The sequence below is a fragment of the Nonomuraea sp. NPDC049684 genome (assembly GCF_044465345.1).
Classification (GTDB): Bacteria; Actinomycetota; Actinomycetes; order Streptosporangiales; family Streptosporangiaceae; genus Nonomuraea.
Genome location: NZ_JBITLO010000010.1, coordinates 380,647 through 396,243, shown reverse-complemented (window position 1 = coordinate 396,243; position 15,597 = coordinate 380,647). Strand labels below are relative to the sequence as shown.

Below are 15,597 nucleotides of genomic sequence, written 5' to 3'. Positions count from 1 at the left end.
TGTACACCCCCCTCTTCAAAACCTACGCGCTCCCCGGTCTGTTTCCGAGTTTTTTGGGTCGGTTGGGGCCCCCCGCGGGCCCCGCCCCCCTGTGGGGGCGGTCTAACAGTGTGGGGGCGCCCTAAACGCCGACGGCCCCGCCGGGCGGCGCCGCCGTGCGGGTGGCCCCGGCCGGGGAGCCGGGCGGGCCCGCCTCCCCGGCCGGGGAGGCCGCCGCCCGATCACGGGCGGACGGCCGCGAGGAAAGCCGGCCCCAGGCACTACCCCTTGGTTTGGCCGGCACGCCAGCCGCTACCGCGCCGGCCGACAGCACCGTGCCGACTTTGTCGGGCACGTGACACACGGTGCCGGAGGGATGGGGTAGCGCCGGAGCCGGCCGCATGAGGGCCGCCGGCACGGCCGCGCGCGGCGCGGGCGGTGCGGGCGGGCCGGTGGGCGGCCAGGCCCGGCGGGGGAGCGGGAGCGGCGTCATCGCGCCGTCCCCGGGTCGAGGGCGGCGGCGGCCCTGTTGGGCACGCTGACGCAGACCATGCGCTCGGTCAGCCCCGCGCGCGGCCCGCAGGCGCGCGAGCGGGCGGGCGGCGCGGTGCCGGCCACCGTGCGCGCGACCCTGGCGGCCAGCGCCAGGTGCTCGGCGCAGCGCCGGCTCACCGTCGACTCCAGCCCGGCCACCTGGGCCAGCCTGAGCCTGATGGGCTCCAGCGACGACGGGCGTTCGAGCCCGTCGAGGTCGGCCAGCCGGGCGGGCCAGCGCAGCGCGTCGCGGCAGCGCTCGACCACCGCGGCGGGCAGCTCGGCGGCGGACAGCCCTTCGTGCCGCAGCCGGGTGGCGATCATGACGGCCGCGAACGACGTGCGGTCGAAGTGGGCCAGCCGCCCGGACAGGGCCGCGCCCAGCATCCTGGCACGGTGGCCCAGGCAGACCGCGCTCCAGCCGAGCAGCAGCAGCCGGTCGGGGCCGGGCTCGGTGTGCCAGCCGGCCAGCCGCAGCTCGCGGGCCATGCGGTGGTGCAGGCGCCAGCGGTGACGCGGGCTGTCCAGCCAGATCTCGACCCCGCCCAGCGGCAGCTCGGCGACCTGGACGTCGCGGCTCGTCAGCGGGCCGGCGACCCGCGCGCAGATGCGCCGGACCGCCTGCTGCTGCCCCCGGGAGACCGGATCCTCCAGGAAGCGTGAGCCGTCGAGGGAGTCCATGGTCACGTCCGGCCACCTCCTTGCCGGAGACTCTCGCGAATCGTCCGGGCTGTTAAGCCACAGTTACCACGCGCTCCGATACTGTGCTGGAAAGAGGGGCTATGTCAACTCACACTTTGCGAATAAGTTGATACCTACCCGCCGGGCAGAGCTGGCCCGCGTGGCAGGGGACACCGGGGGTCTCGTACCTTAGGCTGGGAAAAGTTCACGGGCGGTAGGAGGTGCGCCGTGGCGAACTTCGCCGAACGGCTCGATCTCGCGCTGACCAAGCGCGGCTTCACGGGCGCCCAGGTCGCCGCCGCCCTCACCGAGGCGGGCATACCCATCACGCGCGCCTACGTCAGCCAGTTGCGCACCGGCAAGCAGACCAACCCCACGCTCCAGGTGCTGCGGGCGCTGGCCGCCTGCCTCCAGGTGAGCGTGGGCTGGCTGGTGGGCGACGAGCACTACGAGTCCGGCGCGGTGGAGGACCTGCAACTGCGGGCCGCCGCGATCGGCCTGTCGGCCTCCGGGCTGTCGGAGGGGTCGCTGGCCGTGCTGCGCGGCGTGGTCGAGCTGGCGCGCCGGGCCGAGGGGCTGCCGGGCGAGCCGGAGCCGGTCGCCGAGATCCCCGACGCCGCCCCGCCGCTCAACGACTCCCAGCGCCGCGCGCTCGGCAAGCGGCTCCACGGCCTGCGCATGGGCGTGCGGCTCTCGGTCGAGCAGGTCGAGGGCGCGCTCGGCAAGGGCGCCGCCGCGATCCCCGCGATCGAGGAGGGCCGCCTCGCGCCCACGCCGATCACGGTCGAGCGCCTGCTCGGCCTCTACGGCGTCACCGCCCCGCCCGTCCGCGAGTACGTGCTCTCGCTGGCCAGGGGCGAGCGCGAGGCCGCCTGGTACGACGCCCAGTCGGTGCCCGTCTGGCTGGCCACGGCCTACGCGCTGGAGCAGCGGGCCACGGTGATCCGCACCTACCATCCCCAGTTCGTCCCGCCGATGTTGCAGACCGAGGACTACGCGCGGGCCGCGATCACCGTGGCCGGGCCGGCCACGCTCGGGCAGTCGTCGGTGGAGGAGGCCCTGGCGCTGGTCATGGCTCGCCAGGAGGCGCTGGCCGGTGACACGGTGTTGTGGGCGGTGATCGACGAGGCCGTGCTGCTGCGCTCGATCGTCGGCCCGCACGCCCAGCTCCGCCAGCTCGACCTGCTGCTCGACCACGCCAAGCGGCCCAACGTCTCGCTGCACGTCGTGCCGATCGACGACCCGGCGTACGTGCCCCGCACCGGCCCGTTCACGCTGTGGCGCTTCGCCGAGGCGTTCGAGCCCGACGTCGCCTGCGCCCACGGCGTCGAGGCCGACGAGCTGATCACCGACGTCGCCGCCGTCGAGACCTACCATCAGGCGTTCACGAAGCTGTCGGTGACGACCACCACCCGCGAGGAGACGTACGAGGTGCTGGAGGCCCACCGCGAACGCCTCTCGCGCTCGACCGGGAAATGATCTCCGGCCGGCGGTCATTCAGGTAAGGCATATTTCCGCAGAATTCATGCTTTTCCTGTTGTCTTCCGGCCGGTAACGAGGATCATATGGTCTGGGTCATCGAGTGGGGTCCGAAAGGACCGGCTTTTCCCGAGATAGTGGGCGAGGGGAAAGGGGCAACACTCAATGCGTCAGCGTGCCATCCGAAACTTGGCGAAGCTGGAGATGACCCGAGCCATGACCACCCGGGTGCTCGACGCGGCCGCGGGCGGGAAGAACAACTTCTCGGCCGACCGCGATCTGGTACGCCGATATGACCAGGCCGCGTCCGTGACGACCACCGCCGCGCGGGCCGTGCTGCAGTTCCTGGTGCGCGTGGTCCGGCATCTGGCGGCCGAGGGCGTGGACCAGTTCGTCATCGTGGGCAGCGGCGTGCCCAGCGGCCTGCCCCCGGGCGGACGCCTGCACGACGTGGCCGCGGGCGGCCCCGGCGGCGTGCCCGCGCGGGTGGTGTACGTCGAGAACGATCCGATGGTGCTGGCCGGCGCGCGGGCCACCATCGAGCCGGGCACCGATCTGGTCCGCGTGGTCGAGGGCGACGTGCGCGAGATCGACGCGATCCTCGGCGACCGGGTGGTGCGCGCCTTCCTCGACTGGGACCGGCCCGTGGCCGTGCTGCTGCTGTCCACCCACAGCCTGGCCGACGACGAGTACGTCCACTACGTGATCAGGCGGGTCCGCCAGGCGGCGTCCGACGGCAGCTACCTGTCGCTGCTGCAGACGACCTTCGACGGCGTGCCGGGCGAGCTGCTGCCGGCGGTCCGGGACCTGCTGGCGATGACGCTGCCCGGCCACGCGATCCGCGGCAGGCGGGAGGTGGCGGCGCTGCTCGACGGGCTGGTGCTGGTCGATCCGGGGCTGGTGTGGGTCCCGGAGTGGCGGCCCGACGACCACGGCGCCGCCTGCTCCGCCCGGCCGAGCTCGTCGGGCACGTACGGCGCCGTCGCGCGCGTCCCGTGAGCGACCGGAGGCCCTGGGCGTCAGGCCCCTGTGAACGCCGAAGCGCCCTCAGGCCCTGGTCGAGGCGGCGGCGGGCGTGGCCGGGTCGCCGGCCGCGCCCTTGGGCGGCTCGACCCCGAAGACCAGCACCGCCACCACCGCCAGGACGAGCGGGACCGCCCCGAGCAGCGCGGTCGTGCCGATCGACGGCGCCGCCGCCCCCGCCACGAGCACGGCGGTCACGGCCACGCCGCCGGCCTTGCCCATCCCCGCCGACAGCCCGGAGCCGCGCGAGCGCACCCGGGTCGGGTAGATCTCCGAGCTGTAGGCGGCAAGCACCGCGGCGATCGTCGCCGTCCCCACGATCGGCCCGGCCAGCAGCAGGTACAGCCAGGTACGGTCGTGCGCCAGCGTCTCGCCGGAGAAGGCCAGCACCGCCAGCGCCACGCCGACCAGCGCCGACAGCGTGACGATCGTCTTCTTCGCGCTCCACAGGCCGTACATGGCGGCCGAGACGAAGATCAGCGGCAGGCCCAGCAGCGTCGAGTCGCGCAGCGCCCGGTCGGCCGTCTGCTGGTCGAGGCCCAGCTTCTGCAGGTTGGACGGGATCCACAACTGGAAGCCGTAGGTGACCAGGCCGATGCTCAGCCCGAGGATCACGACGGCCACCGTCAGCCCGGTGAACGGACGGCGGAACAGCCGCGAGTAGCCGCCCGCGTGCTCGTCCTCCACCCGCTCGACGCCCGCGGTGGCCTCCTCGGTGGTGGCGGCCGCGCCGTACCTGGCCAGGACCGCGCGGGCCTCGGCGTCGCGGCCGTGCGCGAGCAGGAAGCGCGGCGACTCGGGGATGAACCGGTTGAGCAGGATGAGGAACACGCCGGTCGGCAGTCCGACCAGCCACAGCACCCGCCAGGAGAACGTCGGCGCCAGCGACGCCGACAACCAGCTCGCCGCCAGGTAGGCGACCGCCAGGTTGCCGCCGATGAGCACCATCACCCAGCCCTTGTGCCGCGGCGGGATCGTCTCGGCCAGCAGCGAGAACGTGATCGGCAACATGCCGCCCGCGCCCAACCCCATGGCCACGCACATGGCCAGGTTCCACTCGAAGTCCGGCATGACGCCGCAGATCGCGGTGCCGATGAACAGCACCCCGGCGAACAGGATCGACGGCTTGCGCCCGATCTTGTCGCCCATCCAGCCCCACAGCAGCGAGCCGAGCACCGTCCCGGTGAGCCCGGCCAGCGGCAGCAGCGCCACGGGCAGCTCGCCGGCCGGGTTGAGCGCCGACTTCAGGCCGTACTCCTTGGCCATGCCGGGCGCGACGAAGCCGAGCGTGATCGGCTTCATGGCGTCGATGATCACCGCGACCGACATGACCACGATCAGCCCGATGTGCGCCGGTCGCATGCGCGCGTCGTCCAGGGCGCGGACGCGTACCTCGGCGGCCGGCCTGGCCGTCAGCGCGCCGGGCGGGATCAGCCCGTACGCGGTGACCGCCAGCCCCACGACGATCAGCCCCATGCCGATCGTCATCGGCAGGTCCATCGGCATGCCCGCCAGGCGGTAGTGCATGTCGGCGCCGTGCAGGTACATCGGCAGATGCAGCACGACCCCGGCCACCGTGGCCAGGAAACCGAGCCAGAAGTACAGCGGTCGAGCCAGCTCGACGCCCCCCATTGCCCCCCCCGTAAGCAGAACCGTAAGCAGAACCGTGAGCAGATACCTGATCAGAGCAGGCGGCCGCCGCGCAGCCGCCATTCGACGAACAACACCCGCATCGGCCCGTTCACGAACAACCACTGGCCGAGCCAGACGAAGGCGAACATCACCGCGAACGCCCACGCCCTGACCGGGCCGGCGACGCCGGGGACGAGCCCGCCGTCCAGCAGCACCCACATCAGCAGCCCCTCGGGCACGGCCGTGACCAGCCCGAACAGCGTCGGCCAGTCCTTGTCCCAGCGGAACTGCATGAGCAGGTGGTACAGCAGCTCCCACCCGGCGCCCACGACGGCGACGGCCAGCAGCACGAGGAAGGCGTCCCGGAAGGACATCGGCAGCACCAGCGTGATCAGCGCGGTGAGCGCCGCGCCGACGGTGGCCAGCGTGAACAGCCGGGTCTGCAGCCGCCCGGCCAGCGTCGGGATCAAGCGAGCCTCCTGTTCCCCGCCCACCGCAGCCACTGGGCCGTGGACCGCACCGGCCCGAGCCCCTTGCAGAACCCGCGCCTGGTCAGGTCGGCGGCGATGTCGAGCGCGGCGGTCTGCATGCCGAGGAAGCTGTCGACGGCCAGGAAGTGGTTGCCGGCCGTGGCGGCGCCGGAGGCGTACAGGACGCCGCCCTCGCTCTCGGCGCCGAGCACCTCGAAGTTCTGGCCGACGCTCAGCCGGCCGGCCTTGTTGGGCCGGGCGCCGCCGTGCCGCAGCAGGTCGTCGAGGACGCGGTGCTCCGGCATGTCGGCCTCCAGGCCGGTGCAGTCGATGATGAAGTCGGAGACGTACTGCATGGCGGCGGCGTTCACGCTGCGGGTGTGGGTGACCAGGCGGCCGTCGGGGGCCCGTTCGATGCGGTCGACGACGGCCTGCGTGGGGTGGTACCAGTTGCCCTGCCGGCCCCTGCGCATCTGCTCCTGCCAGCGGGCCAGCTTCGGGGTGGTGGTGCCGGCCACCGTCTTGGAGATCACGGCGCGCTGCTCGGGCGTGGCCTTCCTGAACCGGGCCTTGAGCTGGCCGCCGAAGGCCGACTTGGGCATCGTGAACGCCTGGTAGGCCCAGCCGTCGCCGCCCTTGCGCCGCATGAACACGCTCGGGCCGTGCGGGCCGGCCACGTACGTGCGGAACAGGTGGACGATCTGGGTGTGCAGGCCGTACCGCTCGCGGTCGTCCATCAGGCGCTGGAGCACCCGCGAGGCCACGATCCCGGCGCCGCGCACGACCACCACGCCGGGCCGCTTGCGCAGCTGGTCGTAGACGTGCTCGTGCGGCTCGTAGGCGTTGACCACCCGGTACCGCTCGCCCTGCGCCTGCCGGAACTCCTGGAGGTCGTCGAGGAACTTCAGCCCCGGGTAGCCGACGGCCAGGTGCACGTACTGGGAGCGCAGCACCACCCGCTTGGTCGGCGAGGTGCCCGGCGGCGGCGTCAGCACGGTGAAGTAGCCGCCGCCCAGCCGCTTCCTGACCATGCGCACCTGGCCCTTGGCCAGCATGTGCCAGTAGCCGATGCGGTCGGCCTCGCGCCGTACGGTCTGCGTGACCAGCCCGGCGCGCGGGCTGTAGAAGTCGGTGAACAGCGGCTCGGCGAGCACCTGGAGGATCGGCTTGAGCGAGCCGTCCTGCCAGGCCTCCTGCACCGCGTAGGAGGGGAAGCCCCAGATGTTGTCCGGACGCGCCCCCGCGTCGGACCGGATGCGCTCGTGCGCGGGCAGCTGGGAGACGCGGGTCAGGTACTCCCACGTCTGCCAGGGGGTGTCGCTGGTCGAGAGCACCCGCATGGCCGGGATCGGCACGCCTCTGATGCGCAGCACGTCGACCAGCGTGAACGAGCCGAGCCCGCCGCCCACCGACACCAGCGGCACGTCGTGGACGGGGATGCCGGCCGACTGCACCAGCCAGTCCGTCCAGGACGAGGAATGCAGTAGCTCCGGAGTCAGGTCTCCCCGTGACATGCTGTGACCAAGCCCTCCCTGTCGCGGTTAAAAGTAGCGTAAAAGCCGGGGATTCAATCCCACCAGAACGACCAGGCGTGTCGCCCGATGATCTGGTCGGCGTACCCCTGGAGGTCGCCCGGCCCCTGCACGACGTTGTCGGGGCAGAACGCCCAGTGCTCGGCCGCGACGTGGAGGGCGTGCTCGGGGTCGGCCGGCGGCGCGGCCACGCTCAGGTCGAGCGTGTTGAACCCGACGCTCACCACGCGGGCCCCGAACCGGTCCTCCCAGCTGCGCACCACGGCGGCCATCGGCACCATCCACTCGTTGTGGTGCAGCGCGCCCTGCCAGCCCATGACGGCCAGCGCGTCGGCCCCCCGGCCGGCCGCGACCAGCCCGAGCGGCATGCCTCTGGGGGCCAGCTCGCGGGCCAGCCAGTCGGCCACGTCGCCGGGGTCGGCGCGGGGCACCCCCGGCGGCGCCAGCCCCGGGCAGAGCGCCCCGTACGGCTCTAACTCCGCCAGCGCGTCGCGCGGCATCTGCGAGACCCACTCCTGCCACACCTCGGTCATGAACCCCTCGGCGGTGAAGTGGCCGATCAGCATCGGGTCGTCGGGCACGATCTGCCCGATCGCCCACGGCTGGGCCGACTCGTCGAGCAGCACCGGCCACAGGCCGCTGTGCGCGTGCCAGACCCGCATGAACGACCAGTCCTCGCCGGCGGCGTGCTCGTCGCTCATCCAGAACGCCGGCCGGGCCGCCACGACCTGCCGGGTGTAGGCGGGGTCGGGCCAGACCACGTCGCCCGCGGGCAGGCCCGGGGGCAGTCTGCGCCCCCTGCCGCCGTCGGCGAACAGCTGGCACAGCTCAGGTGGCAGCTGGTGATCGTCCATGCCCTACCGTTCCGATACCGAATCCTGTCTCGGAGATGGTAGTGCCGCCGGTCGCCCCGGGGCTTTGGTGGCACGCGAAACCTTCTCGGACCAGCGGATGCGGTACTTCACGGCACAATGATGGCTGTGTTCCCCTTTGATGCGGTTCTCACCGATCTTGATGGCGTGCTCCGCCTCTTCGACCACACCGTCCAGGCCGAGATCGAGGCCCGGTACGCCCTGCCGCTCATGGCCACGGCCTTCGCCCCCGAGCTGATCGAGCCGGCCATCCTGGGCCGGATGACCGAGCGCGAGTGGCTGGACGCGGTCGCGGTCGCCCTCGGCGGCGACGAGCGGGCCCGCCGGGCGGTGGCCGAGTTCGGGGCGGTGCCGTTCCGGGTGGACGAGGAGGTCAGGGAGCTGCTGGCCAAGGCGCAGCAGCACGTGCCGGTGGTCATCGTGACCAACGCCATGGACACCGTGGAGGAGCACCTCGACCGGCTGGGGCTCACCTACTTCGCCGACGACCTGGTCAGCAGCGCCAGGGTCGGCGTGATCAAACCCGACCCGCGCATCTACGAGATCGCCGCCGAACGCGCCGGGGCCGACCCCGCGCGCTGCCTGTTCGTCGACGACCGGCTGCCGAACGTGGAGGCCGCCAGGGCGCTCGGCATGACGGGCGTCCACTACCGCGGCGTCGCCGACCTGGCCTCCGTGCTCGGCGGGCTCTGAGGACGGGGCTCTGAGGACGGGGCTCTGAGGACGGGGCTCTGAGGACGGGGCTCTGAGGACGGGGCTCTGAGGGGCGGGCATGCGTCGGCCCCGCCCGCGGGAGCGCGGGCGGGGCCGGCGGGTGAGTCAGTCGGCGCAGATGGCGAACACGCTGATGCCGACGTCGTTGTAACCGATCTGGCGGCCGAGGGCGATCCAGCCGCGGGCGTCGTCGGTGGGGAACGACCCCACCAGGATCGCGCCGTTGCCCCGGGCCTCGCCGCCGCCGCCGAGCACGTGCTTGGAGCCCGGGCAGTAGACCGTGCGGCGCTGGAAGTTGGGGACGTTGGAGTTGGGCAGGGTGACGAGCTGGTAGCCGGGCGGCAGCGCGGCGCGGGTGGCCGCCGAGACGGGACTGGACGCCTGGAGGGCCACGACGGTGGCCGTCACGCAGGCCGCGGTGGCGAGGGCGATGACGGAAAGGAACAGAGACTTCTTGGCTGGCATGGTCTCTCCTTGTCCTGTTCCCTGACAGGCACGGGTTCCGGGCAGCACGCGACACGCCGGCTCATGCGGTGCTTAAGGGGGCGACGTGAGAGCAGGGATGAGGGTGTTGACACGTTGAGTATCTGCTCCGTCGCATTCCGTGTCCATATGTGGTTCGCAGGTTTTCCGGAAATCCGGGTTTCCGGCGCGGCCCGCGCCGGCCGCGCCGGAAACGTCGAGGGGCCCCTGTCAGTAGCCGCCGCCGTAGGGCGACTTCGTCTTGGGGGCGGCCGAGCGGGTGGGCGCCGGCGTGCTCGCGGGGGCGGCGGCCGTGGAGGTCGGCTTCGTGCCGGCGGGGGCGATCACGCCGATCAGGCCGTGCTTGGCGCCCTCGATGCCGGCCGAGAACCACAGCGTGTTCACCCCGCCGGTGGCCGCGGTGCCGGGTTCGAGGTCCCACAGGCCGGGGAGCTTGACGGGCCGGCCACCGGACGTGGTGATCGCGCCCAGGTGGCGGTTGTTCTTGTAGGCGTGCACGGTGCCGTCGCCGAAGTTGCCGACCAGCAGGGCGCCCGCGTACTGGCCCCAGCCGCGCGGCGCGGCGGTCATGGCCCAGGGGGCGTCGAGCCCGACCCTGGAGATGCGGCCGGTCAGGCGGCCGTCGGCGTTGAAGCGGCTCACGAAGCCCTTGCCGGCGCCGAAGACGGGCTTGCCGGTGGTCCGGTCGCGCAGCGCGTACGCCACCCACACGCTGCCGTTGACCACGGCCACGTTGTAGGCGTTGTAGCCGCGCGGCACCCGCGAGTCCTGGAACTGCCAGCCGGCCAGGCGGATGCGCCGGAAGTTCTCGTCGAAGGCGTGCACCCGGCCGTGGGCGAAGTCGGCGGCCAGCAGGAACTCGCCCTCGCCGGTCCGTACGAGCTCCAGGCCCTTGTAGTCGGCGCCGCGGGTGAACGCGGCGATCACGGCGTTGGCCGGGTCGGCCTCGGCGTTCCAGCCGGTGATCGCGCCGCTCGGGCTGCAGAAGATGAACGTGGCCGGCCTGCCCTTCACGGTGAAGCCGTCACCCGGGTTGAACACCTGGCCGGTCGGGGAGCCGCCGGGGATCCACACCTCCGTCTTCTCCTTACGGCCCGTGCCGGAGTAGACGGTGGCGGTGCCGGTGCCGGTGTTGGAGACCCACAAGGTCTTGCCCATGGCCAGGCCCCACGGGTTGACGACCTTGGGGTCGGTGACCGGGGCCTTGCCCTTGACGTCCGACACAAGGTTGATGACGTCGAAACGGGTCCTGGTGGTCGCCTGCGCGGGGGCGGTGAGGGTCGTCCCCGCCACGACGGCGACAGCGCAGAGCGTGATGATGCGGAGCCGCATCCGTGCCTCCTAGTGAGCGCTTGTGACGCGAGATACGCGGTGGGCGCGGAGCGGGTTCAGCCGGGCCGGAAATATGGGCGCGCGAGTTTTCCCGTCCAGGGCGGGGGAGAAGGAGAGTCATGAACGTGTTGGGCATCGACATCGGCGGTTCGGGAATCAAGGGCGCCCCGGTCGACACCGAGGCCGGAGAGCTCGTCCAGGAGCGGTTGCGCATCGCCACGCCCCAGCCGGCCAAGCCCGAGGGGGTGGCCGAGGTGGTGGGCGAGATCGTCAAGCATTTCGACTGGGACGGCCCGGTCGGCGTCACCTTCCCCGGCGTCGTCGTCGACGGGGTCGTGCAGACGGCGGCCAACGTCCACCACTCGTGGATCGGCGTCGACGCCGCCGCGCTCTTCGGCGGCGCGACGGTGCTGAACGACGCCGACGCCGCCGGCATCGCCGAGATGACCTTCGGCAGGGGCCGCGACCAGAAGGGGACGGTGCTGATCCTGACCTTCGGCACGGGCATCGGCAGCGCCCTGTTCGCCGACGGCACACTCGTCTGCAACACCGAGCTCGGCCACCTGGAGCTGCGCGGCAAGGACGCCGAGGAGCGCGCGTCGGCGCGGGCCCGCGAGGAGCACGACCTGAGCTGGGAGAAGTGGGCCGAGCGGGTCGAGGAGTACCTCAGGCACGTGGAGATGCTGTTCTCGCCTGGCCTGATCGTGATCGGCGGGGGCGTGAGCAAGAAGGCCGACAAGTTCCTGCCGCACGTCACCCTCGACACCCCCGTCGTCCCCGCCGCCCTGCAGAACGAGGCCGGCATCATCGGCGCCGCCCGCCACGCCGCCACCACCAGGCCGGCGCGGTAGGAGGCTCCGGCGCCGCGGGCCCGCCGATATTGGGATGCGGAAGGCGGGCCGCGTCGGGCACCATGGGCCGTTGGCTCCGGGGCCACGGGGCTCAAATATCCTGAAAGCAGTATGGGAACGCCTTCGTTGTCCTCTCCGCTCGCCGACCTCCAGTCCCGCCTGCCCGAGCTCATGCCGCGCGACCAGCGGCGGCTGCGGCGCAGGCTCGACGGCATGCGCCGGGTCCGCTCCCGCGACGCCCGGGACAAGATCGTCACCGAGATCCTCGCCGACGTCGAGCGCGCCGAGCAGCGGCTGGCGCGCCGCCGTGAGGCCGTGCCGCAGGTCCGCTACCCGGAGAACCTGCCGGTCTCCCAGCGCAAGGACGACATCCTGGCCGCCATCCGCGACCACCAGGTCGTGATCATCGCGGGCGAGACGGGCTCCGGCAAGACCACCCAGATCCCCAAGATCTGCCTGGAGCTCGGGCGCGGCGTGCGCGGGCTGATCGGCCACACCCAGCCGCGCCGCATCGCCGCCCGCACCGTCGCCGAGCGCGTCGCCGAGGAGCTCGGCACCGAGCTCGGCGAGGTCGTCGGCTACAAGGTGCGCTTCACCGACCAGGCGAGCGACCGCACCCTGGTCAAGCTGATGACCGACGGCATCCTGCTGGCCGAGCTGCAGAACGACCGCATGCTCGACCAGTACGACACCCTGATCATCGACGAGGCCCACGAGCGCAGCCTCAACATCGACTTCATCCTCGGCTACCTCAAACAGCTTCTCCCGCAGCGCCCCGACCTCAAGGTCGTCATCACCAGCGCCACCATCGACCCCGAGCGCTTCTCCCGCCACTTCGGCGACGCGCCGATCATCGAGGTCTCCGGCCGCACCTACCCGGTCGAGGTCCGCTACCGCCCGCTGGCCGAGGACGACGACCAGACCGGCGGCATCGTCGACGCCTGCCGCGAGCTGGTCACCGAGGGGCCGGGCGACATCCTGGTCTTCCTGTCCGGCGAGCGGGAGATCCGCGACGCCGCCGACGCGCTGACCAAGGCCGACTTCCGCAACACCGAGATCCTGCCGCTCTACGCCCGGCTGAGCGCCGCCGAGCAGCACCGCGTCTTCCAGCGCCACACCGGCCGCCGGATCGTGCTGGCCACCAACGTGGCCGAGACCTCGCTGACCGTGCCCGGCATCAAATACGTGGTCGATCCGGGTTTCGCCCGCATCTCCCGCTACAGCCACCGCACCAAGGTGCAGCGCCTGCCCATCGAGCCCATCTCGCAGGCCAGCGCCAACCAGCGCAAGGGCCGCTCGGGCCGCACCTCCGACGGCATCTGCATCCGGCTCTACGAGGAGGAGGACTTCCTCTCCCGGCCGGAGTTCACCGACCCGGAGATCCTGCGCACCAACCTGGCCTCGGTCATCCTGCAGATGACCTCGATCGGGCTGGGCGACATCGAGGCGTTCCCGTTCGTCGAGCCGCCCGACCGCCGCCAGGTCAAGGACGGCGTCAACCTGCTCCACGAGCTCGGCGCGTTCGACGCCCAGGGCAAGCTCACCGGCGTCGGCCGCAAGCTGGCGAGCCTGCCGGTCGACCCGCGCCTGGGCCGCATGGTGCTGGAGGCCGAGAAGAACGGCTGCCTGCGCGAGGTCATGGTGATCGCCGCCGCCCTGTCCATCCAGGACCCGCGCGAGCGGCCGTCCGACAAGCAGCAGCAGGCCGACGAGAAGCACCGGCGCTTCGCCGACCCCGAGTCCGACTTCCTGACCTACCTCAACCTGTGGAACTACCTGCGCGACAAGCAGAAGGAGCTGTCCTCCAGCGCCTTCCGGCGGCTGTGCAAGGCCGAGTTCCTCAACTACCTGCGGGTCCGCGAGTGGCAGGACATCTACAGCCAGGTCCGCCAGGCGCTCGGCGCCCAGCCCGGCAGCGCGCCCGCCGACCCCTACCAGGTGCACGTGTCGCTGCTGGTCGGGCTGCTGTCGCACATCGGCGTCAAGGACGTCATGGACAAGCAGCGCGCGGCCGACGGGCGGCGGCCGATGCAGGAGTACCTAGGCGCGCGCAACGCCCGCTTCGCGATCTTCCCCGGCTCGGCCCTGGCCAAGAAGCAGCCGCAGTGGGTGATGTCGGCCGAGCTGGTCGAGACCTCGCGGCTGTGGGCCCGGGTCAACGCCAAGATCGAGCCCGACTGGGTCGAGCCGCTCGCCCAGCACCTGGTCAAACGCACCTATTCCGAGCCCCACTGGGAGAAGAACCAGGGCGCGGTGATCGCCCTGGAGAAGGTCACCCTGTACGGCATGCCGCTCGTGGTCGGCCGCAAGGTCAACTACGGCCGCATCGACCCCGACCTGTCGCGCGAGCTGTTCATCCGGCACGCCCTGGTCGAGGGCGACTGGGACACCCACCACCGCTTCCTCAAGGACAACCGCCGGCTGCTCGAAGAGGTCGAGGAGCTGGAGAACCGGGCCCGCCGCCGCGACATCATGGTCGACGACGAGGCCCTGTACGACTTCTACGACCAGCGCGTCCCGGCCGACGTCGTCTCGGCCAGGCACTTCGACTCCTGGTGGAAGAAGGCCGGGCAGGAGCAGCCGGAGCTGCTCACGTTCTCGCCGGAGATGCTGGTCAACGAGGGCGCCGACATCAGCGCCCGGGACTATCCCGACACCTGGAAGCAGCTCGGTCAGCGGATGAAGCTGACCTACCAGTTCGAGCCTGGCGCCAACGCCGACGGCGTCACCGTCCACGTGCCGTTGCAGGTGCTCAACCAGGTCAACTCCGACGGCTTCGACTGGCAGATCCCGGGCCTGCGCGAAGACCTGATCACCGCGCTGATCCGGTCGCTGCCCAAACACCTGCGACGCAACTTCGTGCCCGCCCCCAACTACGCCAGGCAGGTGCTGGCCGGGGTCAGGCAGGGCGGCGAGCCGCTGCTGGAGGCCGTGGAGCGCGAGCTGCTGCGGCTCACCGGCGTACGGGTGCCGCGCGAGGCGTGGCAGCTCGACCAGGTGCCCGACCACCTGCGCATCACCTACCGGGTGATCGACGAGCGCAAGCGCACGGTGGCCGAGGACAAAGACCTCGACGCGCTCAAGCGCCGGCTCGCGCCGCGCCTGCGCAAGACCCTGTCGGAGGCCGGCGACGACCTGGAGCGCACGGGCCTGCGCACCTGGAGCTTCGGCGCCCTGCCCAAGGTGTTCGAGCAGGGCCGGATGAAGGGCTACCCGGCGCTCGTCGACGCGGGCGAGTCGGTCTCCGTCAAGATCTTCGAGACGGCCGCCGAGCAGCGTCGCGCCCACTGGCCCGGCACCCGCCGGCTGCTCCTGCTCAACGTCACCAACCCGGCCAGGTCGCTGCTCGGCGGCCTGTCCAACCAGGCCAAGCTGGCGCTGTCGCGCAGCCCCCACGGCGGCGCCGTGGCGCTGTTCGACGACGTCGTCAACGCGGCCGTCGACAAGCTCATGCTCGACCTGGGCGGCCCGGCCTGGGACCCGGCCGGCTTCGACCGCCTCCACCAGCACGTCCGGGCCGAGCTGCACGACACGGCGGCCGACGTGCTGGCCAAGGTCGAGCAGATCCTGAGCGTCTGGCACGCCGTGGGCACCCGCCTCGACGGCCTGCGCGCGAGCGCCTCGACCGACGACGTGCGCGACCAGCTCGGCAAGCTCGTCTTCAAGGGCTTCGTCACCGCCACCGGCACCCGCCGCCTGCCCGACGTCCTGCGTTACCTGCGGGCCATCGAGCGCCGTCTCACCAAGCTCCCGGAGGAGCCCTGGCGGGACGAGGAGTGGATGGACCGCGTGCACAAGATCGAGGACGACTACCACGACCTGCTGGCGAGCCTCCACCCGGCCCGCCGGGGCGACCCCGACGTGACGGAGATCCGCTGGATGATCGAGGAGCTGCGGGTCAGCTTCTTCGCCCAGCCCCTCGGCACCCCCACGCCGGTGTCGGAGAAGCGCATCGCCAAGGCGATGGAGAAGCTGCGGCCCTGAGCTCGGGGCGGCACACGGACGTACAGGGGGA

At 71.9% G+C, this 15,597-nt stretch carries 12 protein-coding genes; 5 read left to right on the top strand and 7 right to left on the bottom strand.

The window, feature by feature from the left end:
* Positions 1-468: 468 nt before the first annotated feature.
* Positions 469-1,200, bottom strand: a complete 732-nt coding sequence (locus ACIBST_RS30360) for a hypothetical protein (RefSeq protein WP_397176595.1) — start codon at positions 1,198-1,200, stop codon at positions 469-471.
* Between the two features lie 222 nt (positions 1,201-1,422).
* On the opposite strand from ACIBST_RS30360, the gene ACIBST_RS30355 reads away from it, so the two are divergent.
* Positions 1,423-2,673 (top strand): Scr1 family TA system antitoxin-like transcriptional regulator, encoded by a 1,251-nt coding sequence (locus ACIBST_RS30355; protein ID WP_397176593.1) that lies wholly within the window; start codon positions 1,423-1,425, stop codon positions 2,671-2,673.
* Between the two features lie 189 nt (positions 2,674-2,862).
* Positions 2,863-3,672 (top strand): SAM-dependent methyltransferase, encoded by an 810-nt coding sequence (locus ACIBST_RS30350; RefSeq protein ID WP_397176591.1) that lies wholly within the window; start codon positions 2,863-2,865, stop codon positions 3,670-3,672.
* Between the two features lie 48 nt (positions 3,673-3,720).
* On the opposite strand, the gene ACIBST_RS30345 is transcribed toward ACIBST_RS30350, so the two are convergent.
* The 4 genes from ACIBST_RS30345 to ACIBST_RS30330 are packed head-to-tail and all read right to left on the bottom strand — an operon-like array spanning position 3,721 to position 8,184.
* On the bottom strand, positions 3,721-5,328 hold the full coding sequence (locus tag ACIBST_RS30345; protein WP_397176589.1) for an MFS transporter: 1,608 nt from the start codon (positions 5,326-5,328) through the stop codon (positions 3,721-3,723).
* 50 nt (positions 5,329-5,378) lie between these two features.
* A complete protein-coding gene (locus ACIBST_RS30340; RefSeq protein WP_364328875.1) occupies positions 5,379-5,798 on the bottom strand; it encodes a hypothetical protein in 420 nt (139 codons plus the stop codon).
* On the bottom strand, positions 5,795-7,312 hold the full coding sequence (locus ACIBST_RS30335; RefSeq protein ID WP_397176587.1) for a hypothetical protein: 1,518 nt from the start codon (positions 7,310-7,312) through the stop codon (positions 5,795-5,797). The genes ACIBST_RS30340 and ACIBST_RS30335 overlap by 4 nt, the downstream gene beginning before the upstream one ends.
* 53 nt (positions 7,313-7,365) lie before the next feature.
* Positions 7,366-8,184, bottom strand: coding sequence for a DUF4253 domain-containing protein (locus ACIBST_RS30330; protein ID WP_397176585.1), 819 nt, complete (start codon positions 8,182-8,184; stop codon positions 7,366-7,368).
* Positions 8,185-8,301: 117 nt separating this feature from the next.
* On the opposite strand from ACIBST_RS30330, the gene ACIBST_RS30325 reads away from it, so the two are divergent.
* On the top strand, positions 8,302-8,895 hold the full coding sequence (locus ACIBST_RS30325; RefSeq protein WP_397176583.1) for an HAD family hydrolase: 594 nt from the start codon (positions 8,302-8,304) through the stop codon (positions 8,893-8,895).
* A 126-nt stretch (positions 8,896-9,021) separates the two neighbouring features.
* On the opposite strand, the gene ACIBST_RS30320 is transcribed toward ACIBST_RS30325, so the two are convergent.
* Together ACIBST_RS30320 and ACIBST_RS30315 are read right to left on the bottom strand one after the other, a co-directional pair.
* Complete coding sequence (locus tag ACIBST_RS30320; RefSeq protein ID WP_357965343.1) at positions 9,022-9,381, bottom strand: hypothetical protein; 360 nt, start codon at positions 9,379-9,381, stop codon at positions 9,022-9,024.
* Between the two features lie 228 nt (positions 9,382-9,609).
* Entirely contained in the window at positions 9,610-10,731 is a 1,122-nt protein-coding gene (locus ACIBST_RS30315) for a TIGR03118 family protein (RefSeq protein WP_397176581.1), read from the bottom strand.
* A gap of 119 nt (positions 10,732-10,850) precedes the next feature.
* Between ACIBST_RS30315 and ppgK the strand changes: the two genes are divergently transcribed.
* Entirely contained in the window at positions 10,851-11,582 is a 732-nt protein-coding gene (gene ppgK, locus ACIBST_RS30310) for a polyphosphate--glucose phosphotransferase (RefSeq protein ID WP_397176579.1), read from the top strand.
* A 111-nt stretch (positions 11,583-11,693) separates the two neighbouring features.
* Positions 11,694-15,566, top strand: coding sequence for an ATP-dependent RNA helicase HrpA (gene hrpA / locus ACIBST_RS30305; RefSeq protein WP_397176577.1), 3,873 nt, complete (start codon positions 11,694-11,696; stop codon positions 15,564-15,566).
* Positions 15,567-15,597 lie beyond the last annotated feature (31 nt).

Bases quoted from the DNA above. Each gene is read 5' to 3' on its own strand.
- ACIBST_RS30330 (WP_397176585.1), bottom strand. From the start codon at position 8,184: ATGGACGATCACCAGCTGCCACCTGAGCTGTGCCAGCTGTTCGCCGAC.
- ACIBST_RS30315 (WP_397176581.1), bottom strand. From the start codon at position 10,731: ATGCGGCTCCGCATCATCACGCTCTGCGCTGTCGCCGTCGTGGCGGGG.
- ACIBST_RS30320 (WP_357965343.1), bottom strand. From the start codon at position 9,381: ATGCCAGCCAAGAAGTCTCTGTTCCTTTCCGTCATCGCCCTCGCCACC.
- ACIBST_RS30345 (WP_397176589.1), bottom strand. From the start codon at position 5,328: ATGGGGGGCGTCGAGCTGGCTCGACCGCTGTACTTCTGGCTCGGTTTC.
- ppgK (WP_397176579.1), top strand. From the start codon at position 10,851: ATGAACGTGTTGGGCATCGACATCGGCGGTTCGGGAATCAAGGGCGCC.
- hrpA (WP_397176577.1), top strand. From the start codon at position 11,694: ATGGGAACGCCTTCGTTGTCCTCTCCGCTCGCCGACCTCCAGTCCCGC.
- ACIBST_RS30335 (WP_397176587.1), bottom strand. From the start codon at position 7,312: ATGTCACGGGGAGACCTGACTCCGGAGCTACTGCATTCCTCGTCCTGG.
- ACIBST_RS30325 (WP_397176583.1), top strand. From the start codon at position 8,302: ATGATGGCTGTGTTCCCCTTTGATGCGGTTCTCACCGATCTTGATGGC.